General features: G+C 62.4%; 10 protein-coding genes and 1 pseudogene. 6 read left to right on the top strand and 5 right to left on the bottom strand.

The window, feature by feature from the left end:
• Positions 1-3: 3 nt before the first annotated feature.
• On the bottom strand, positions 4-1,002 hold the full coding sequence (locus tag A9W99_RS01710) for a Gfo/Idh/MocA family protein (RefSeq protein ID WP_067372477.1): 999 nt from the start codon (positions 1,000-1,002) through the stop codon (positions 4-6).
• A gap of 372 nt (positions 1,003-1,374) precedes the next feature.
• Positions 1,375-2,187, bottom strand: coding sequence for a TylF/MycF/NovP-related O-methyltransferase (locus tag A9W99_RS01715; protein ID WP_067372480.1), 813 nt, complete (start codon positions 2,185-2,187; stop codon positions 1,375-1,377).
• Positions 2,188-2,540: 353 nt separating this feature from the next.
• Between A9W99_RS01715 and A9W99_RS01720 the strand changes: the two genes are divergently transcribed.
• Both A9W99_RS01720 and A9W99_RS01725 read left to right on the top strand, forming a co-directional pair.
• Complete coding sequence (locus A9W99_RS01720) at positions 2,541-4,124, top strand: MFS transporter (protein WP_067372483.1); 1,584 nt, start codon at positions 2,541-2,543, stop codon at positions 4,122-4,124.
• 23 nt (positions 4,125-4,147) lie between these two features.
• Positions 4,148-5,587, top strand: a complete 1,440-nt coding sequence (locus tag A9W99_RS01725) for a wax ester/triacylglycerol synthase domain-containing protein (protein ID WP_067372486.1) — start codon at positions 4,148-4,150, stop codon at positions 5,585-5,587.
• A gap of 62 nt (positions 5,588-5,649) precedes the next feature.
• Here the strand turns inward: A9W99_RS01725 and A9W99_RS01730 are convergent, their stop codons facing one another.
• Positions 5,650-6,930, bottom strand: a complete 1,281-nt coding sequence (locus A9W99_RS01730; RefSeq protein WP_067372488.1) for a glycosyltransferase — start codon at positions 6,928-6,930, stop codon at positions 5,650-5,652.
• Positions 6,931-7,462: 532 nt separating this feature from the next.
• Here A9W99_RS01730 and A9W99_RS01735 point away from each other — a divergent pair.
• Entirely contained in the window at positions 7,463-8,227 is a 765-nt protein-coding gene (locus tag A9W99_RS01735; protein ID WP_216639700.1) for an aspartyl/asparaginyl beta-hydroxylase domain-containing protein, read from the top strand.
• Positions 8,228-8,491: 264 nt separating this feature from the next.
• Positions 8,492-9,421 carry an alpha/beta fold hydrolase gene (locus tag A9W99_RS01740; protein WP_067372491.1) on the top strand — a complete coding sequence of 310 codons (930 nt, stop codon included), beginning with the start codon at positions 8,492-8,494 and terminating at the stop codon, positions 9,419-9,421.
• A 204-nt stretch (positions 9,422-9,625) separates the two neighbouring features.
• Here A9W99_RS01740 and A9W99_RS01745 read toward each other — a convergent pair whose 3' ends face one another.
• On the bottom strand, positions 9,626-9,853 hold the full coding sequence (locus A9W99_RS01745) for an MbtH family protein (RefSeq protein ID WP_067372494.1): 228 nt from the start codon (positions 9,851-9,853) through the stop codon (positions 9,626-9,628).
• Positions 9,854-10,209: 356 nt separating this feature from the next.
• Between A9W99_RS01745 and pks2 the strand changes: the two genes are divergently transcribed.
• Both pks2 and A9W99_RS01755 read left to right on the top strand, forming a co-directional pair.
• Positions 10,210-16,620, top strand: coding sequence for a type I polyketide synthase (pks2, locus tag A9W99_RS01750; RefSeq protein WP_067372496.1), 6,411 nt, complete (start codon positions 10,210-10,212; stop codon positions 16,618-16,620).
• Between the two features lie 90 nt (positions 16,621-16,710).
• On the top strand, positions 16,711-18,045 hold the full coding sequence (locus A9W99_RS01755; RefSeq protein ID WP_253869514.1) for a wax ester/triacylglycerol synthase family O-acyltransferase: 1,335 nt from the start codon (positions 16,711-16,713) through the stop codon (positions 18,043-18,045).
• Positions 18,046-18,065: 20 nt separating this feature from the next.
• Here the strand turns inward: A9W99_RS01755 and A9W99_RS27575 are convergent.
• A pseudogene (locus A9W99_RS27575) lies at positions 18,066-20,786 on the bottom strand (amino acid adenylation domain-containing protein); the annotation flags it as partial.
• Between the last annotated feature and the right edge of the window lie 57 nt (positions 20,787-20,843).

Raw genomic sequence — 20,843 nt, forward strand, 5'->3', positions numbered from 1 at the left:
CGGTCAGGCAGGCTCGCGGAGCGGGAGGCCCGCAGCGCGATAGATCCCATCGATGACGGTCATGTTCTCGATGGCATCTTCCGCCGACGTCCTCACCGGTGCCCCGCGCAGCACCGCCGCTGCAAAAGCATCAAGCTGATACGCATAGGAGGTGCGCTGCGGAAAGCGTTCTACACGATTACCTTCGGCTGACCGGACCGAGAGCCGACGGAAAGGTGCCAGCGGATTGAGCACCCGCATCCGCACCTCGCCCCGGTCGCCAACCACCTTGGCGCTCCATTCCAACAGGTCCGTCGACCACAACGAGCAGCGAACGCGGCCGGTGTGCCCATCTGCAAACCGCAACTCGGCCTTCATGGCCCGGTCCACCTGAGGATCGCGCAATTTCGCCTGCGCCGAAACGACTTCCGGCGTCGAGCCGCCGAACCTGCGGGCCATGTGGACCGCATAGGATCCGACATCCATGGTCGCGCCACCGGCAAGGGCATAGTCGTAGCGGATATCGGAGAACTTCGGCAGCGGGAAGCACAAGGCCGCCTCCACCCGCTTCAGCTTGCCCAACTCCCCCGAGGCAACGATCTCCTCGATTCGCACAGCCATTGGATGGTGGCAATAGTGGAATGCCTCCATCACAACCCGGTCTGACTTCGAAGCCATTTCGGCGATCTCGCGGGCCTCTGCGGCATTGGCGGTGAATGGCTTCTCGCACAGTACGTGCTTGCCCACGGCAAGGGCAGCTCGGGTCCACTTGCCGTGCAAAGCGTTTGGCAGTGGGTTATAGACGGCATCCAGGTCTGGGTCCGCGATTAGCGCCTCGTAGCTGTGGTGCACCCGCGCGATCCCGAATTTGGTGGCAAAAGCCTCGGCACGAGCGACATCGCGCGCCGCTATCGCTGCTACCACGACCTCGTCGTTCTCACTGGCCGGGATGATCAGCGCCCCCGGTGCGATGCGTGCTGCACCGAGGATTCCAATCCGAACCGGAGCATCGGGTCCAGACATGGACCCGATGCTAGCAGTTGGCCCGCACCGCCCGGAGAGAAATCCGCCCCACCGCCGGCCGCCCATTCAGCGGTTACGGCATCGTGACCGATCAATCACCAACTGTTGCAACGCATATCGAGCACATCGCAGGTTCGTCACCGGAGCCTGGGCGGCTAACACCGTCCGGGCGACCCATCTCGCCGACGACGGTAGCCCTCGCTACGAGTCGGATCATCGCCGCGGATATCGCGGTAGCCGGATTCATCGTACGATGTGAGCAAGTTCCAATTGGGTTGAATCACTGCGGAGTTGGCCACGTCGAATCGCAAATGCTTCCGGCCAGACGTGCGGTCGAAGCCAAACGCCGCGGGGTGGATGTCCGAAGCACGTTCATTGCTTGCGCCACAGAACTCCACACCCGTCTATGTCGATGATCTCCTCAGATATTCCATGCTCCGCGCGGTAGTCCGTGACAGCTTGCCGGCACACATGAATTTGGTAGTCATCAATGACGCAGAAACCCCCAGGAGACAGGCGGGGGTAAAGCGCTGTTAGCGCTTGAATCGTAGATTCGTAGAGGTCGCCATCAAGGCGCAAGACAGCGATCCGATCAATTGGGGCATCGTGCAGCGTATCTTTGAACCAGCCAGGGAGAAAGCGAACCCGCTCATCGAGCAGCCCATAACGCTCGAAATTCGCCCTGACTTCCGCTTCCGGCACTCCCAGAATGGATCCAAAGAGGTCAAGCCGTATCCCCTTGTCCGCCTTGTAGTTTGCGGTGTCCGGAGGGGGCAGGCCCTCGAACGAGTCGGCCAGCCACACGCATCGCGTCTCATCCCCGAAAGCCGCCAGGACCGCGCGCATCAGGATACAAGCCCCCCCGCGCCACACTCCACATTCGACCAGATCGCCCGGAACGTCGTCCGCCAGTACCGTTTCGACGCAGTGCTGCAGACTGGCGAGTCGCTGCATGCCAATCATCGTCTCGGCTTCTGCCGGCCAATCTAAGCCCAAGTCGCGCTTGGCCTGACCGAACGGGCTTGTGCCGCTGAGCATAGGCAAAACCGTGTTGGCGGTTTTGAGAAGGAGGCGTCGCCGCAGCGGCCACCGCGAGGGCATGCGTTCGTGCATCCCGAATCGGGTGAGGTTGCGTCGCAACAAGTCGAGGTACAAGGATCGCACGTCCAGAGCGGTCACCGTCAAAACTGCCCCTATCCCACGCCGGTATTGTCGGCGACGAGTCTAGACTTCCTATCACGCCACGTCTTGAGCTCCGGCAACATATTCCGCGGCGCCGATACCGACCTAGAAATTCGAGGGCTTCTGCACGTGGCACAGGCTCGCCCTGACCGCGGCCGCACATTCCCGGCGCTGATGCGTTCTTAGAAGAGCAACATCTTTTCGTCGCCGCGGATGGCGTTCAGCGAGGCAATCGATGCCCGGTGGCCAGCAGGCTAGTTTCCATCGCCGGCGCCATCGACCGCAATCGATAGTCCCGTAGACGAATCCTAGGTTTCTGGCTACCGGCTTTGAAGATTGCTATAGGGTCGCAAGCTATGGCGCCGCTCAAAGATGGGGAGCAGACACTCCCTCACGGGACGACAGAGCGCACGGAACGCGCGACCCCAATGTCCATCGAATCGACTACGGCGCAGCGTACCAAAAGGTTCTTTCCGAATCGGCCGCCCCGCTGGTTCGTAGCCGCGGTTACCGCGATCGGCGCCATCCAGCTGTTGGCGTCGATGGACGGCACGATTACTGTCATTGCGCTTCCGAGGATCCAGAACGAACTGAGCCTGTCGAATGCGGGGCGGAGCTGGGTGGTCACAGCCTATGTGCTGACCTTCGGGGGGCTGCTGCTGCTTGGCGGTCGTCTGGGTGACACCTTCGGGGGCAAGCGAAGCTTTATCAGCGGCGTCGCGCTTTTCACCATCGCATCAGCGCTTTGCGGCATCGCCTGGGACGGGTCCGCACTGGTGTTGGCTCGGCTGCTGCAAGGTGCCGCGGCCGCGATCATCGCACCGACAAGCATGGCGCTGGTGGCGACGACCTTTCCAAAGGGTCCCTTGCGCAATGCGACGATGGCGGTGTTCAGTGCGATGCTCGCTGTCGGCTCAATGATGGGTCTCGTGGTAGGCGGAGTGCTCACCGAAGTGTCGTGGCGGCTGGCGTTTTTAGTCAACGTGCCGCTCGGGCTGCTGGTACTTTGGCTGGCCCGAGCCGCGCTGAAGGAAACCCAGAGGGAGCGGATGAAGCTTGACGCCACCGGGGCGATCCTGGCGACGCTGATTTGTACCGCTGTGGTCTTCGGCTTGTCGATCGGGCCGGAGAAGGGCTGGCTCTCGCCTGTTCCGATCGGTTTGGGTGTGTTGGCTCTGGCCGCTCTTGTGGCGTTCGTCTTAGTGGAGCGCACGGCCACCAACCCCGTGGTGCCGTTCAACCTATTCCGCGACCGCAACCGGCTAGCCATATTCGCGACCGTTTTTTTGTGCGGGGGGGTGCTGTTCACACTGATCGTCTTAGTCGGCGTCTACGTGCAGGAGGTCATGGGCTACAGCACGCTGCAGGCGGGTGTCCGCTTCATCCCATTTTCCATTGCGGTGGTCATCGGGGCGGCCGCTTCGTCGCGGCTGGTACGGGATTTTTCGCCGCGGGTCGTAATGGTCATTGGCGGCGTATTGGTGCTGGCGGCCATGCTGTACGGCTCAACGCTCACTCGCAGCGTCCCGTACTTCCCAAATCTGGTGCTGCCGCTCGTCGTCGCCGCTGTCGGTATCGGCTTGGCCAACGTCCCGCTTCGTCTAGCGTTGATCGCCAGCGTCGACGTCGATCGCATCGGCCCTGCATCCGCAATCGCGGCGATGCTACAAAATCTCGGAGGCCCAATAATGCTGGCCGCCATTCAGGCTGCCGTTACTGCGCGCACTCTGTCGCTGGGTGGCACTGAGGGGCCGGTAAAGTTCATGAATGCCGCGCAGTTGAATGCCCTGGACCACGGCATCACTTATGGCCTGCTGTGCTTGGCGGGGGTGATCGGACTGCTCGGGGGGGTCGCGCTGTTTATCGGCTACAGCGCACAGGAGGTGGCAGACCCGCAGGAAGTCGAAGATGCGATGATCCGGCCGCGGCAAGACTCGTGAAAGGCTGATGAGTGGCAGTTTGGATGCGTCCTGCACCTGCGTCCGTTGACAGCCGCACACCCAACGGTGATGCGCGCCCGGACAATCGGCTCGCGTTACTGGACCAGGCATTTTACAAGGGGCAGCTCGCCACCGGCCAAAAACAAGTCATGCAAATCATTTGGGTTTATGAGCACCCGCTTGATTTCGACGGGCTCAGGCGTTTTCACCACAATCTCGCTCACAACGAAATGCTGGCACGGCGCATCGAGCGTTCGCCGCTACCGTTCGCCCGGCATAGGTGGGTCTCGGATCCGAATCCGCCGGACATCGACATTGCCGAGCGCCCCCGTCCACGCGCTGAACTCAGCGACTGGGCTGATGAACGCTCGCAGATCCCGACTGATCCGGAATCGGGTCCCGGCTGGCATCTCGGCGTCCTCCCCCTCACCGATGGCTCGACCGCGGTGACCCTGGTTGTTTCCCACTTCCTCGTCGACGGAATCGGGCTCGCTCTCGTCATGGCGGAAGCGATCATGGGCACCACGCGCAATCTCGGCCTCCCGCCCCCGAGTTCACGCACGCGACGGGGCGCACTTGCCCAGGATGCCCGGCTGACGGCGCGGGAAGTACCCGAGGCGGCCCGGGCGCTGGGCGCGGTGGCAAAACTGGCCAATCATCACCGCCGCGAGCTTGTCGCAGCGGCAAAAGAGGCCCGTCGTTACCAGCAAGGCATCTCCCGATCACCGGCATCCCCACCGGTCGCCCTTTCCGGCGGCGATGGCGATGAGGTCGTCGTCGTACCATCCATCACAATCCACGTCGGGCTTGATGACTGGGATGCGCGCGCGAAGGCGCTTGGCGGCACGAGTAATGCGCTGGCGGCAGGGCTGGCTGCGAAACTCGGCGAGCGCATGGGGCGACGACGTGCCAGCGATGGCGCCGTCACCCTGCAACTCCCGTTTAGCGACCGCGCAGAGGGTGATACGCGCGCCAACGCAATGTCGTTTGCGTACGTCAGCGTCGACCCGACGCGGGTGACTACTGATCTCAATGACGTGCGCGCCGCGGTCAAAGAAGCCCTGAGCACCGTGCGGGAGACGTCAGATGAGTCCTCGCCTCTCCTTTGGCTGACCCAGTTCATGCCGAAACGAACGTCGAAATGGCTGTCCGATGTGATGGTGGTCGGCGCGACCGATCTTCCGGTGTTTTGTTCTAATTTCGGCGACGTCGGCGCGGTGCTGCGTCGCCTCGATGGCACCGACGCCGAGTACAACACCGCGCGGGCGATCGGACAAGGTGTAACGCGGCGGTGGCTTGAGCAGGCAGGCGGTCAATTGCGACTGCAGTCTTGGCGTATCGGCGGCAAAATTGCCATGACGGTCCTCGCCTACCAGCCGGGCGCGGAGAACACGAACGCCGCTTTGCGTGAGCTGGCTGCGCAGACGCTCGCCGAGTTCGGCCTGACTGGCGCGATTGACTAATCATCGCGTATCACCTCAATGCGCAGGGCCGCCCAACCATCTCGACGGGTCGCCTCCAACTATCAGCCAACGCGACTCAGACGGACCTTCGCTTCCAGGAGATCGGCGGCGGCTACAACGCTTTCAGTGGGTTGGGTGATTCGGGTGGCGAACTCGCAGGCCCGCGCGACGTAGTCAGGGGCGAGAATGCTACGCAGGTCCGCAACGAGCGATTCTCGGGTAGCGCTCGAGAACCGGCGGGCCGTCCCCACCTTCAATCGTTTGATCCGAGCTCCCCAGAGCAATTGATCGAACCACGTCCAGAGAATCAACGTGGGGATTCCGGCTCGTAGACCCGCAGCGGTGGTGCCCGCGCCGCCGTGGTGCACGACCGCGCGGCAAGCCGAAAAAACGGCCGCGAAATTCACCGTGCTCACCACTTTGACGTGCTCGAAATGGTGGAGGTCGCTAAAGTCGCTCCACCCGGCGCAAACCAGCGCCCGCAACCCTAACTCTTCGCAGGTTGCAGCGATCATCGCCAACGTGTCTCCGGGAGATTCGACCGGCATGCTGCCAAACCCGAAAAAAATCGGCGGCGTCCCCTCGGCAATCCACGACAAGGCCTCATCGTCAGCGTCGGTCGGCAACTCCATCGTCAGCGCTCCGACAAACGGCCTTGAAGAACCATTGGGCCCGTTCCATTTGGCCCATTCCGCCGCCAGGCCCGGAAAACAAACCTCATCGTAGGCCTGGATCTCCAGCGACTCGCGCGCGGCAATTCGCCGCGACGCGCGACACGTTGCCTTCGGAAGGCCCAGTGTACGGCGCTGCGCGTCTTCGGCCTCCTTCGCCATGCGCCAACCGAGCCAGTCGTCGAGCGCCATCGCGAACCTGCAAAGCGGACTCGGGAGAAATGGCACGAGCTGACCGTTGGGCCGCGCCGGGTGGTAGTGCAGCGTGGCCAACGGAATGTCGTAATACTCCGCGACATTGGCGGCCGGCTGCTCGAAACTCAGACCTGTGAACAGCAGGTCGGCCCCGTCCGCCAGCGACCACAGGGTTGTGCTGATCCGCTCCCAACATTCGGTGATGGGCGCCCTCACATCACGCGCCGACCCGACCAGATCTTGAATGTTCCAAAAGCCACGGAAGAACCGCGTCCAGAGGTCGCGGTGCGCTTCGAGCCACTCGCGCGTCTCCAAACCGTACGCTACTGCCGCGAGCCCAGCCGCCTCGGCGAAGCCAACCAGGTCGGGCGGAACGGCCATACGCACGTCGTGCCCACGGCGCTGCAGCTCCTGGCCGACAGCGGCACACGGCTCGATATCGCCGCGACTTCCATAGCTTGCCAGCACAAATCTCATCGCAAAAATCCTATCCCTTCGCCGGTGACTCCGCGGCCGAGGAGCCAAAAGACTTGCGGCACAGTGACATTAGTTGTCCCCAAATTGACGAGGAAAGGTTGATTTGCACGCGGTCAAAGGCTGCACCGGCTGGCCGTATGGCAGCAGTACGATTGGCGACGCCCCGTGGCGACTGCCTGCATTGAGGACAGCTACCGCGGCCGCCGGTTCGGTCGTGCGCTAGATGTCGTACCTCGTGGTTCGTTGGGCCAGCATAAAGCGTCGTCGCGGGGGCCGCCGAATATGACCCGTCGATTGCACTTGGGTGCATGGTTTTTGATCGTGCTCAACGCTGTCGAGTCTGGTGGTCACCAGCAAGCGTTCCCCGAAAGGTCTGACACACCGAGTCGCCGGCGCCAGACGGGGTGCCCAACTCGGTTTGGTCGTTCATCGAGTCATCTGCGGCGCTGCGCCGAGTGGGCATCGAGGTTTCCGGAAACGCTGGATCGCAAGAGAGCGCCGTGTAAACTTCGGCCTCGGCGAAAGGGGCTGCATGGACCAGACGCATGGGTTCTTCTGGCGGATACTCGGACGTCTCATCATGCCGATTTTCGGTGCGCTCTACCGCCTTTACAGCCGGTCTTCGATATTCGGCGACCAGGAGTTCTTCGAAAATAAAGACTTCCCTTGGGTTGAGACGGTCGAGGCTGATTGGCGCAAGGTCCGCGCCGAGCTCGATGCGCTGCTGCCCTACGCGGCGGACATGCCGAATTTTCAGGACATCTCGAAGGACCAGATCGGCCTTACCCAGGACGACGGCTGGAAGACATTCTTCTTCTACGCCTACGGTATAAAGGCGGCGGCCAATTGTCGTCGCTGTCCGGAAACAGCCAAGCTCCTGAAGAAGATGCCGGGCATGAAGACCGCTTTCTTCTCGATCCTCGCGCCCGGGAAACACCTGCCGCCACATCATGGTGCTTACAAGGGCGTGCTCCGTCTTCATCTGGGGCTGCTCGTCCCCGAGCCGGCCGAGATGTGTGCCATCCGAGTCGGGTCGCAGACCCGTCATTGGGAGGAGGGCCGGGTGATGATCTTCGACGACACCTTCGAGCACGAAGCTTGGAACCGGACGGACGGGATGCGGGCCATCCTTTTTGTCGACATCGTAAGGCCGATGCGCTTCCCGGCTAATGTGCTGAACCAGGTGGCGACCTGGGCAATCGCACTCTCGCCCTTCGTGCTCGGCAGCTTCGGTAGCTACCTTCGCTGGGAAAAGCGTTTTGAGACTGTCGTCAATCAGGCCGCCACGGCGGGCTAGCGAGTTAACCCAGACCTATTTCTGTGCCTGTCTATGGCTGAGGAGTGATCCGAAAGCCCGGCCATCTGGTGTTTGGCGTCGAATGGCCCATGTCGCAGGATGAAGCTTCTGTTGGTTTTGGAAGTGGCGACGCGTTCTCCGTCACCCAGCCGCAAGGTCCCGCGCCCCCGAAGGGCTAGCGATCTGGAACAGGACAGAGAATTTGTCCTCCAGGATTTGAACAAACGGCGGATACAACCCCCCTGGACACTGTATGGTCGGGTCGTGATCTGGCCGCACCGCCGGTTGGTTGACATCGGCGACAAAGTGCTATGTACCCGCGTGATGGGTCACGGTCCTACTGTCGTCCTCGAAGCCGGCGGCACCGGTGAAGGTACGAGCGGCGACGACTTCGGCGGTTTGGAAGAGCGGCTTGCCGCGTTTGCGACGGTGCTGACCTATGACCGCGCTGGCAGTGGAAGGTCTGACGGTCCGCCACGTCGCAGCGTTGCTGACATGGCAGATGACCTGCACGCGCTACTTCGTTCTCTCGGGTGTGCCACGCCGGTAATCATCGTCGGGTGGTCGAACGGGGCCATTGTCGCAGAAATGTTCGCTGCCCGATATCCAGCCAACGTAGCGGGGCTCGTATTGCTCGACCCGGCGGTAGCCACGGAGTCTCGGATTCTCCAATCCATTGCCGTCGCCCTCAGCACCGTCTGCCTTTGGGTAACTGGGCTTCTCGCGCTGACCGGTTTTTTCAGCACGCGTGCTGGCCGAACCTTGCTTCGGTGCCTTGCTCCCGCGAACTTCAGTCAGGAGGGACTTAACTGGATCTCCCGGATGATCTCTGCGAATCCGCGGGTGGGATTGCAGACCGCATTGACCGTGTCGCACGCTGGCCGCTATCTGCGGGAGGTGGCGGCGGAATTGCGCGGCGCTGAGTTGCCGAGCGTTCCAGTGCGGGTGGTCCTCCCTCAATCGCCAACCGGCGCTCCAGCTGCGCAACCCCACTATTGTGACCCCTATCGCGAACTCGCTGAGCGATTTCCACAGGGAGAGCTCGTCTTCGCGGACAGGGCAAGTCATTTGCTCCCCATCGACCGACCCGATCTCGTCGCCGCGATCGTGCATGACCTGCTGCCGCGAGATCGAACCACGCAGATTGCGCCGAACCGGGTCAGCTCCTTTCAGGACAGAAGCAAAGCCGGTTAGCACAGCCTGCTCGACTTCATGCGTTTACGACTGGGCAGGTCGGGCTCCGTTGTATCTGTCGCGCAGGTGTCAACGCGCTTGGCTAGTTACCAGTGAGCGATTCGCCGAAATCGGCTGATGCGACACGTGGGCGCGAAACCCTGCTGCGCTTTGCGCTGTAGCAGACCAGCGTCGAGGTAGGTTCGCTGTCGCGGCTTGAATTTTCTAGTCAGAGGCTCTTTCCGCTGCCAGCCTGTCGCGCAAGCTCTTTGGCCGAATGTCGGGCCAATTCTGTTCGATGTAGTCCAGACAGGCGGCGCGGTCGGCTTCGCCGAAAACCACCCGCCAGCCGGCGGGAACATCGGCGAAGGTCGGCCACAGGCTGTGCTGTTCTTCGTCGTTGATCAGGACGAAAAACCTGCCACTCTCATCGTCGAACGGGTTGACGCTCACGCTTCTCCAGACCGTCTAGTACAAGTGAAACCGTTCCCAACCGTAGTGGAGGGCATCAGCGCCTGTCGCAGTTTCGAAAAATTCTCCTGCGGCTGAAGTCTCACGCACGGCCTTGAGGGCGACCAGCATCTGGCCGCGCTGCTTACCGACATCACGATTGGGTAACAACCTCATCAGTTTTCCTTAACGCCCGGCGCCTTGCGTAATACCCTCCCCCTGCTCCAGGCCGCCCATTCGGCTCGGCCGTAGGAGGCCATCAATCGGGCGTGATGTAGCAACCTGCGCAGTCGCAAGACTGTAGCGTCTTGAGTCGAGCGACCTATACGGCCAGCTAGTCATCGCTACTAGGAGGCGGAATGGATCCATCTCGAGCGATCGATGACGGTGTGCATCGCCACGCTTCACCGGATTCTTCGCCCGACGTGACGACCACACCTGCCACCCCGATCGCCATCGTCGGCATGGCATGCCGGCTTCCTGGGGGAATCGATTCGCCCGAACGGCTATGGGAAGCGTTGCTGCGTGGCGATGACCTGATCACCGAAGTCCCGCCCGACCGCTGGGACGCCGAGGAATACTACGACCCCGAGGTCGGGGTACCAGGTCGCTCGATTACGAAGTGGGGCTCATTCCTGGACGACGTTGCCGGATTCGACTCCGACTTCTTCCGGCTCGACGAACGGGAGGCGACCGCGATCGACCCGCAGCATCGGCTATTGCTGGAAACCTCTTGGGAGGCAGTGGAACACGCTGGTATCAACCCGACAAGTCTGGTTGGTACACGCACCGGTGTTTACGTGGGTTTGACGCATGACGACTACATATCTGTGGCGGCCGATGCCCACGCCTTGGAGGGGCCGTACGGATTTTTGGGCAGCAATTACAGCCTGGCGTCTGGGCGCATCGCCTACGCCATGGACCTGCGCGGTCCGGCTATAACAGTGGATACCGCATGTTCTTCTGGCCTCGTCACTGTGCACATGGCACGCCGCAGCTTGCAGGACCGGGAATGCGACCTGGCTCTGGCGGGCGGTGTCTCGGTGACGTTGGATCCAAGGAAATTCGCCGCGGGGTCGGCGGGCGGCATGCTGTCGCCGACCGGACACTGCCACGCGTTCGACGTCGCCGCGGACGGGTTCGCCTCCGGGGAGGGCTGCGCGATGGTACTGCTCAAGCGGTTACCGGATGCGCTGCGCGACCGTGACCGGATCTTGGCCGTGATCCGCGGCACCGCCTTGAACAACGATGGCCGCACCGCGACCATCACCACACCATCACGGCCCGCCCAAGTCGACGCCTACCGAACCGCTTTGGCCGTGGCGGACGTCGATCCGAGCACCGTCGGCATGGTGGAGGCCCACGGCACCGGCACGCCAGTGGGAGATCCCATCGAATTCGCGAGTCTGGCAGAGGTTTACGGCCGCACCGGCCCATGCGCCCTGGGGTCGGCGAAGACGAATTTCGGACACAACCAGTCCACCTCGGGCACGTTGGGATTGATGAAGGCGGTCCTAGTCCTGCAGCGAGGCATTGTTCCGAAAAATCTGCACTTTTCCCGCCTGCCCGATGAACTCGCCCAAATCGAAACCAATCTGTTCGTACCGGTAGAAAATGCGCCATGGCCGGGCGACGACCACCGACCGAGGCGGGCGGCCGTGTCAGCCTACGGGTTCAACGGAACCAACGCTCACGCAATTTTGGAGCAGGCTCCGGAGATCCCCGAAACCACCAGAGAAGCCGAAACACTGCCATCGACTAGTCAGGCAGCTCTGCTTTTTCCGCTTTCGTCCACTTCAGCCACCGAGCTGCGCCGCACTGCTGGCAGGCTGGCGGACTGGCTACAAGCACACGACGACGTCGCGCTAACGGACGTTGCTTACACCCTGGCGCGCCGTCGCGGGCACCGCTCGGTACGCACAGCGGTCATCGCCGACAACCCTGAGGAGCTTGCGGCGGGGTTGCGCGAGATCGCCGACGGAGATACTCCCTATCAACCCGCGGTCGGACGCGACGATCAAGGTCCGGTGTGGGTGTTTTCCGGGCACGGATCACAGTGGCCAGGCATGGGTGCTGAGCTTTTGGCCAGTGAGCCGGTATTCGCCGCTACCGTCTCCGCGGTCGAACCATTGATCGCCCAGGAGTCTGGATTTTCGGTAATCGAAGCAATGACGGCACCTACGGTAGTGTCCGGCGTTGACCGGGTGCAGCCGACCCTGTTCGCGATGCAGGTCGCGCTGGCGGCCACGATGAAATCGTACGGAGTGCGCCCGGGCGCGGTGATCGGTCACTCGCTGGGAGAGATCGCGGCGGCGGTGGTCGCCGGGGCGCTGTCTTTGGAAGACGGGGTCCGCGTGATCTGCCGCCGCTCACGGTTGATGTCCCGCATCACCGGTTCGGGGGCCATGGCATCGGTGGTATTGCCCGCCCAGCAAGTGCTTTCCGAGTTGATGGCCCGCGGGATCGATGACGTCGTGATCGCGGTCGTGGCTTCACCGGAGTCCACGGTGATCGGCGGGGCCACCGAGACGGTCCGCGAGCTGGTGGCCTCGTGGGAGCAGCGCGAAGTGATGGCCCGTGAGGTGGCTATCGACCTGGCATCGCACACTCCGCAGGTCATACCCATCCTCGACGAACTGGCCGACGCCCTGGTCGACCTAACGCCAAAGACCCCGGAAATTCCGTTCTACTCGACGAGCATGTTCGATCCGCGTGAGCAGCCGGTGTGCGATGGTCATTACTGGGTGGACAACCTGCGGCGCACGGTTCGGTTCGCGGCCGCAGTGCGTGCTGCCATGGAGGATGGCTTCCGAGTCTTCGGCGAGTTGGCGCCACACCCCTTGCTCACCCACCCCCTTGAGCAGAACGCCCGCAGCCTCGACATGCCGGTGGCCGCCCTGGCCAGCATGCGACGACGCGAACTGGACGTACCGCCCGCTGGTGAGCAGGAACTTCCGCGCGGATTGCAATCGTTCCTGGCAGATTTGCACAATGCGGGCGCCGCGGTCGACTTTTCCGCGCTGTACCCGAACGGGCGGCTGGTTGACGTGCCGCTGCCGAGTTGGACTCACCGCCGGCTATTTTTGAGCGCTGACAATCAGGAACCTACCCCGACCCACGGCGGATGCGCAGTTCAGGTACATCCCCTGCTGGGACAGCATGTGCGCTTGCCGGGGGAGCCGGAACGGCACGTCTGGCAGGGACAGGTCGGTACCGGCGCTCAGCCTTGGCTGGGCGATCATCAGGTCCGCAATGTGGCTGTGCTTCCGGCGGCAGCCTATTGCGAAATGGCGTTAGCGGCCGCGCGAGCTGTGCTGGGCGAGGCTGGTGACGTCTGCGACATTCGCTTCCAGCAAGCGCTGCTGCTGGATGCGGAGATTACGATTGCCGCTTCGGCGACGTTGATGTCGCCGGCACTCGTCGAGTTCACGGTAGACACCGATCAGGGGGGCGAACCAGCCCGGCTGGCCGCTGCGGTCCTCCGTACCGGAGGCGACGAGCAGCCACCTGCGCTTGACATATCCGCGCTAGTCGACGCGCATCCTGGTGGCGAGGATGGCGCAGACGTGCGCAAGCGCCTGGACGACCGTGGCCTGCAGTACGGCCCGGCGTTCACCGGTCTGGGGACTGTCCACAGCGGCTCAGAAAGCACCGGCACGATCTTGGCGGAAGTCGCGTTACCCCGCCAAATCCGCTCGCAACAGGACGCCTATGGCGCACACCCGGCGTTGCTGGATGCCTGTTTTCAGTCCGTTGCGGCTCATCCGGAAGTTCAGGCCATTGGCGAGCACATGCTGGCGTTGCCGCTGAGTATCCGGCGGCTACGCGCCTATGATTCGGCGCGCAACGCCCACTACTGCTACACGCGCATCACGTACGCCGACACTTCCGGGATCGAAGCCGACATCGATGTGCTCGACGAGCACGGAGCAATTCTGCTCGCTGTGCAGGGGCTGCGATTGGGCACCGGCGTCTCCGAGAAAGACCAAAAGGATCGGGTGCTGGCCGAGCGGCTGCTCACCATCGATTGGCGGCCGCGAGCATTGCCCGAGACGGAATATGTCGACGCCGGAACCTGGCTGCTGCTCAGCACCACCGCCACCGCCGATGTGGTTGCCACTTCATTGACCGACGCCCTGAAAAGCCATGGCGCGCAATTGACCACGATGTGTTGGCCGCAGAACGCCGACGTCACCTCGACCACCGAACAACTGGCAAATCTCTTGCGCCCCAGTCGATTCACCGGCGTGGTAATCCTCACCGGACCTAAAAACGGGGAGACAATAGACAAGTCCCCGGTACTTGGGCGCGAGTATGTGCGGCATCTGGTGCGTATCATCCGCGAATTGTGCGACCTGCCTGGCGAACCGCCTCGTGTACACGTCGTAACCCGTAACGCGCAGTCGGTTGTGGCCGGCGACCGACCGCACCTCAATCAGGGCGCGCTGCGAGGTTTGATCCGGGTGATCGGCACCGAGCATCCGCACCTGCGGATCACCCAGATCGACCTCGACGAAACCACTGATGCCGAGCAGCTGGCCCAGCAACTGATCAGCGGGTCCGAAGAAGACGAGACCGCCTGGCGAAATGGCCAGTGGTACGTTGCGCGATTGTCTTCCGCTCCCCTGGGTCCTGAAGAGCGGCGAACCACCCTCGTCAACCACGAGACCGACGGGATGCGCCTAAATATCCGCACACCCGGCGATCTGGCGACCTTGGAACTTATTGCGTGCGACCGCGTTCTACCCGGACCGGGTCAGATCGAGGTCGCGATCGGCGCCTCCGGCATCAACTTTGCTGACGTACTGGTGGCGTTCGGCCGCTACCCCGCCTTCGAGGGCCAGTTACCAGAACTGGGAACCGATTTCGCCGGGGTGGTAACCGCAGTCGGACCTGACGTGACCATCCATCAGGTGGGTGATCATGTGGGCGGCCTCTCCCCTAATGGTTGCTGGGGCACGTTCATCACGTGCGACGCCAATTTAGCCGTGCCCTTGCCGGCCGGGCTTTCCGACGAGCAGGCGGCCGCGATAACCACGCCGCACGCGACTGCCTATTACGGCCTGCACGAGCTAGCCCGCATCAGAAGTGGCGACAAGGTCTTGATCCATTCCGCGACCGGGGGAGTCGGGCAGGCGGCAATCGCGATCGCCCGCGCCGCGGGAGCCGAGATCTTTGCCACCGCTGGCAGTGATCAGCGTCGACAACTATTGCGCGACATGGGTATTGAGCATGTCTACGACTCGCGAAGCGTCGAATTCGCCGAGCGGATACGTCGCGACACTCTGGGCACTGGAGTAGACATCGTGCTCAACTCGGTCACCGGCGCGGCCCAGCGCGCGGGTGTTGAATTGCTGGCGCACGGTGGACGATTCGTCGAGATCGGGAAGCGTGACATCTACGGCGACACCCACTTGGGGCTCTTTCCTTTTCGCCGGAACCTCACTTTCTACGCCCTCGACTTGGCGTTGCTGTCGCTCAACGATCCGGACCGGCTCCGAGATTTGTTGGCAACGGTGTACGGGCTCATCGCAGACGGCTCGCTGCCGATGCCGGAGATCTCGCACTACCCGCTTGCTGATGCCGCCACTGCCCTTCGGGCGATAAGCAATGCTCAGCACACCGGCAAACTCGTGTTCGATATCCCGCGTACAGGCACCAGTCGCGTGACCGTGCCGCCGTCGAACGTCCGCGTCTTCCGCAGCGATGGCGCCTACATCATTACCGGCGGGCTAGGGGGCCTGGGCCTGTCTCTGGCCGAGAAGATGGCTGATGCCGGCTGCGGGCGTGTCGTGTTGTCCGAACGCTCGCAGCCCACCCCCGAGGCGCTACGGACCATAGAGCGCATCCAGGCGCTCGGTGGCGACATCGTGGTGGAGTGCGGCGACATCGCCCAACCAGATACCGCTCGGCGGTTGGTTGCCACAGCGACCGCCACCGGGCTTGCCTTGCGCGGTGTGGTCCATGCGGCAGCGGTGGAGGAAGACTCCGGACTGAGCGATCTCACCGAGGAGCTTATCGACCGCTGCTGGGCGCCAAAGGCTTATGGCGTCTGGAACTTGCACACTGCCACCGCGGATCAGCCATTGGACTGGTTCTGCTCGTTCTCCTCGGCTGCTGCACTGCTGGGAGCGCCCGGGCAAGGCGCGTCCGCCGCGGCCAATAGTTGGCTAGACGCCTTCACTCAGTGGCGCCGGGCTGAGGGTTTGCCCGCAACCGCAATCGGGTGGGGTTCTTGGGGTCAGATCGCGTCCTCAACCTCCTCGCCGGATAGTGCCGAGGCCGTTATCACTTCCGACGAGGGCGCCTACGCGTTCGAAGCGCTGCTGAGCCACGACCGGACCTACACCGGCTACTTGCCCATCGCGGAGGCAATATCGTCGACCGCATCGGACCAGCAGAGCCCATTCACCGAAGCGTTCCGTTCCATGAGCCAAAGCGCCTCGGACACAGCCAAATTGCGCGCCGAGCTCAACGAGCTGCCGATGGATGAGTGGCCCACCCGCCTGCGGCGTCTGATATCTGAGCAGGTCAGCCTCATCCTGCGGCGCAACATCGATAACGACCGTCCGCTCTCCGAATACGGGATGGACTCACTGGGGGCCCTCGAATTGCGCACCCGTATCGAGACCGAAACAGGAATACGCATTAATTCAGCCGACCTCGCCGACATCGGCACCGTCCGCGGTCTGGCCGGACTGCTGTGCGAAAAGATGGCGCCCGCGCAACTTCCTGCTACGAACAAATCGGACCCTGTCGAGGAAGGCTGATCAGTGCCGGCCCGGATTCTTCCTGTACGAGCATCAACTGATAGCCAAGCGTCCAACCGTGTGGCACGGCCGGACAATCGTCTCGCGGCCGTGGATCAGGCCGTGTTCACGGGCCAGCGCGTCACCCAGCGCAGGGAAGTCATGCAGGTCGTGTGGGTTTATGAGCACCCTATTGATTTCGACGGACTGAGGCGGTTTCACCAGAATCTTCGTCGTGGGTTGTTGGGCCGGCGGATCGAGCGTTCGCCGCTGCCATTTGCCCGGGATCGGTGGGTATCAGATCCAGGGCCGTCCGACATCGATATCGCCACGTGCGCTCGTCCACGATCTGAGCTCAGTGAGTGGGCTGATGAATGTTTACAATTGCCTCTCGATCCGGAGATGGGGCCCAGCTGGCATCTGAACGTCCTTCCACTTACGGACGGTTCGACCGCGGTCAGTCTGTTGATTTCCCATTACGTGCTCGACGGCCTAGGGATGGTTGCAGCGGTACATGATGCGATTGTCGGAAACACTCGCGATCTTGCCTACCCGCCGCCGCGCTCACGCACTCGACTACGCGCGGTGGGGCAGGATGTCCGTCTAACAGTTCGGCAGGTACCGGAACTTGCCCGAGCGGTCGTCGCATCTGTGAAACTGGCGCGAACTAACCGGCAGGATATTGCCAAATCGCGGGCATCGCGCGCAGTGGCTGTCCGAGAAAGGCGCTGGGACAACGTCCCCGACGACGTTGTCCTCGTACCGCACGTCACCGTCGTTGTCGATGTGACCCAATGGGATGCCCGCGCACAGGCGCTCGGCGGAACGAGCAAGACGCTGGTCGCGGGGTGGGTCGCGAAACTCGCTGAGCACATGGGCCGCCGTAGTTCGGGTGACGGCACTGTGACGATGCAACTCCCGATAAGCACCCGCAGCGACGGGGATACACGTGCGAACGCGGTGTCGTTTGCACGTGTCCGCATTGATTCAACGCAGTTAACAACGGATCTGCGTGACGCCCGCGCCGCAATCAGGCAGGCACTGGAAACGGTGCGAAAATCGCCGGACGAGTCGTCGCAAGTCGCTTCTCTCATTCCGTTCATACCGAAACGGGTTTTGAAGCGGATGGGCGAGCTGGACGACACGATGTTCGGCGACTACCTTCCTGTATTTTGTTCTAACCTTGGCGATTTCGGCTCGGTGGTATGCCGTCTGGATGGCAGCGACGCTGAGTACGTCACCGGGCGATTGGCCGGGCAACACCTAACGCGACAGTGGCTAGAGCGAATAGACGGCCTCATGACTGTGCAGTCTTGGCGTCTTCCTGACAGAATTTTCGTTGCCGTGTGTGCGTACCAGCCGGGCTCTGTCAAAACGAAAACCGATTTGCGTGAGTTAGCGGCCCGCACGCTCAGTGACTTCAACCTGACGGGGGAGATCGACTAGGAGCTTCCTGAGCCAAGCCATCACGGTTCTAAAGCGAGTTTGAGTTGTTCACCGTACAGGGCGAGCGATTCGGCGGTCATCATGTAGTCATGGTCGCAATCGACCGGGTGCACCGTAATCTCGCCGGCGACGTACGGTCGCCAATTTTGTGGATGGGTAAATTCATTCCCTTCTTGGCTCCGCGCGGAGAATATGATCATGTCGCCATCGAACACAGAAGGTAAATGGTTCAGGATACGTGATCGATTGGCATTCCAATTGTCAACCACGAAATCGAACAGCTCCCTGGGCGGAAGAACAAATTCTACAACTCCTTGCTGTTGACGGATCAATTCCTCTGCTTTCTGGTAGGTAAGAGGCTCCGCCAGGTCGGGAATATCGATACCGTTAGATTGTAAGAAAAGTTGCAAGATGCGATCTTCGCCTTGGCTGTTATCGTCTGGGGGCTGACTTTGTGTGGCGCCATTGTTGGTGAGCACCGGGTCCAACAGTATGAGGCGTTCGACTACGCTGCCGCGCCGACGAAGTTCGATGGCCAGTTCATGCGCGACCGGGCCGCCAAAAGACCAGCCGAGAAGCCTGTAGGGCCCTTCGGGGTACAGCGCCTGGAGCCGATCGGCATACTCTTTCGCCATCTCATGAATCGAGAGCTGTCCGCCTTCACCGTTGTACGGGATTTGGTTGATTCCGATAAGCGGGCAATCTAAATACTCGCCCAGTGCCCGATATGCATAACTCAGACCGAAACCTTCGTGGATACAACACAGCGGGACACCTGTTCCCTCCCTCAGAACCTCAATAGGGACCAGTTCCACGGCGCTGTCATTTCTGCCTAACTGTTGACTCAGACCTCTAACCGAGGGCGTGAGCAATAGGGTGCGCACGGCGAGATGGGAATCGAAAGTCTTGTTGACTGTGGCGATCATCCGCATCGCCAGCAGCGAATCCCCACCCAACTCGAAGAACGAGTCCTCAACCCCGACTCGCTCAAGCCCTAGGACTTGGGCAAAAATGCCGGCCAGCAGTTCCTCGGTGGGATTGGCCGGGGCCCGGTACCGATCGCCATCGGCGTATTCCGGTGCCGGCAGGGCGCGTTTGTCGAGTTTGCCGTTGGCCGTCAACGGCAGCGAGTCGATCACGACCACCGCGGCCGGCACCATGTATCCCGGCAACCGCTCACCGAGCTCGGCACGCACCGCCGCCGGGTCCACCGCACCGACCACATATCCCACCAACCGCTTATCACCCGGACGATCCTCACGGGAGATCACCGCCGCCTGCTGGACTCCCTCCAACCCGGCCAGCGCGGCCTGGACTTCACCCAACTCGATGCGATATCCGCGGATCTTGACCTGCTCATCGGCGCGCCCCACATATCGCAACTGTCCATCGGGGCCCCAACGCACCACATCTCCGGTGCGATACATGCGTAGTCCGGGACGGCCGAACGGGCAGGCCACAAATCGCGATGAGGTCAATCCCGCCCGACCCGCGTACCCATACGCCACACACTCGCCAGCCACATAGAGCTCACCAGCGGCACCTACCGGCACCGGACGCAACCACCCATCCAGCACAAACAACGCTGCCCCGGGTACCGGCGCACCGATCGGCACCACATCGTCGCCAGCGGCATCCGCGTTCAGCGGCGCGCTAATAGTCACGGCCATCGTCGTTTCGGTCGGGCCGTATGCGTTGAACATCACCCGTCCGGGCGCCCACCGGTCCACCATCTCCGGCGAGCAGACCTCACCAGCGACCACCAACCCCATCGCTTCCAACCCCTGCGGCGACAACGTCCCTAGGGCAGAGGGGGTACGTGCAAGGGCACTGACCCGCTCAGCAACCAGCAGGGCGTGGAAATCGTCTGGCGAGCTGGCTACCTCGTCGGGCACCACCACCACCCGGCCCCCACCCAACAACGGACCAAAGATCTCCCACACCGAGGTGTCAAACCCATACGAATGACACTGCGTCCATACCCCATCCGCCGGCAGATAGTTGTCCGCTACCTTCAGGAGCTGCATCACGTTATGGTGGCTGGTCGCCACTCCCTTCGGGTTCCCGGTGGTACCCGAGGTGTAGATGAGGTAGGCGATGTCGTCGGCCGCGCGCCCCGGCAGGCCCGTGTCGGGGTAGTTGTTGACGACGGCGTCGTCGATATCGATGATCCCGACATTGTGCCCGTCCAGGCGCGCGCATAGCCCGGCAGTCGTGACCGCCAGGACTGGGGCGGCATCAGCGAGCAGAAACTCGATCCGCGCGTCAGGATGCCCTGGATCGATCGGCACGTAAGCCGCCCCAGTCTTGAGCACCGCCAAGATCGCTACAATCGCCTGCGCTGAGCGCGGCAGCAACAACGCCACCCGCTCACCTGGGCCCACGCCCTGCTCAATCAGCAGATGCGCCAACCGATTCGAGGACTCGTCCAGCTCGCGATACGACATCGAGCGGCCCTCGAAGGTCACCGCCGCCGCCCGCGGACTGCGGGCCACCTGCTCGGCAAACGCCATCGGCACCGACACCATCGGCACCGGCGGCTGGGTCAACACCGCCCGATTACCGATCTCATCGAGCCGGGCCTGTTCGGCCTCCTCGAGCAGACCTATCGACAACAACCGCCGACCTGGATCAGCGGTCATGGCCAGTAACACCGTTTGCCACCGGTTGACCAGCACCTCGATGTCGCCGGTGTCGAATACTTCGGTGTCGTATTCGACTCGAAGACCCAACTGATCACCGGGAATGACCCCCACCGCCAACGGGTAATGGGTGGATTCACGAGCAGAAAAACCGGT

Source organism: Mycobacterium sp. 1164966.3 (genome assembly GCF_001665395.1).
In the GTDB taxonomy this organism is placed as follows: Bacteria; Actinomycetota; Actinomycetes; order Mycobacteriales; family Mycobacteriaceae; genus Mycobacterium.

Excerpts from the sequence above, each read along its gene's own strand:
- A9W99_RS01710 (WP_067372477.1), bottom strand. The coding sequence starts at position 1,002 with ATGTCTGGACCCGATGCTCCGGTTCGGATTGGAATCCTCGGTGCAGCA.
- A9W99_RS01720 (WP_067372483.1), top strand. The coding sequence starts at position 2,541 with ATGGCGCCGCTCAAAGATGGGGAGCAGACACTCCCTCACGGGACGACA.
- A9W99_RS01725 (WP_067372486.1), top strand. The coding sequence starts at position 4,148 with ATGCGTCCTGCACCTGCGTCCGTTGACAGCCGCACACCCAACGGTGAT.
- A9W99_RS01735 (WP_216639700.1), top strand. The coding sequence starts at position 7,463 with ATGGACCAGACGCATGGGTTCTTCTGGCGGATACTCGGACGTCTCATC.
- A9W99_RS01730 (WP_067372488.1), bottom strand. The coding sequence starts at position 6,930 with ATGAGATTTGTGCTGGCAAGCTATGGAAGTCGCGGCGATATCGAGCCG.
- pks2 (WP_067372496.1), top strand. The coding sequence starts at position 10,210 with ATGGATCCATCTCGAGCGATCGATGACGGTGTGCATCGCCACGCTTCA.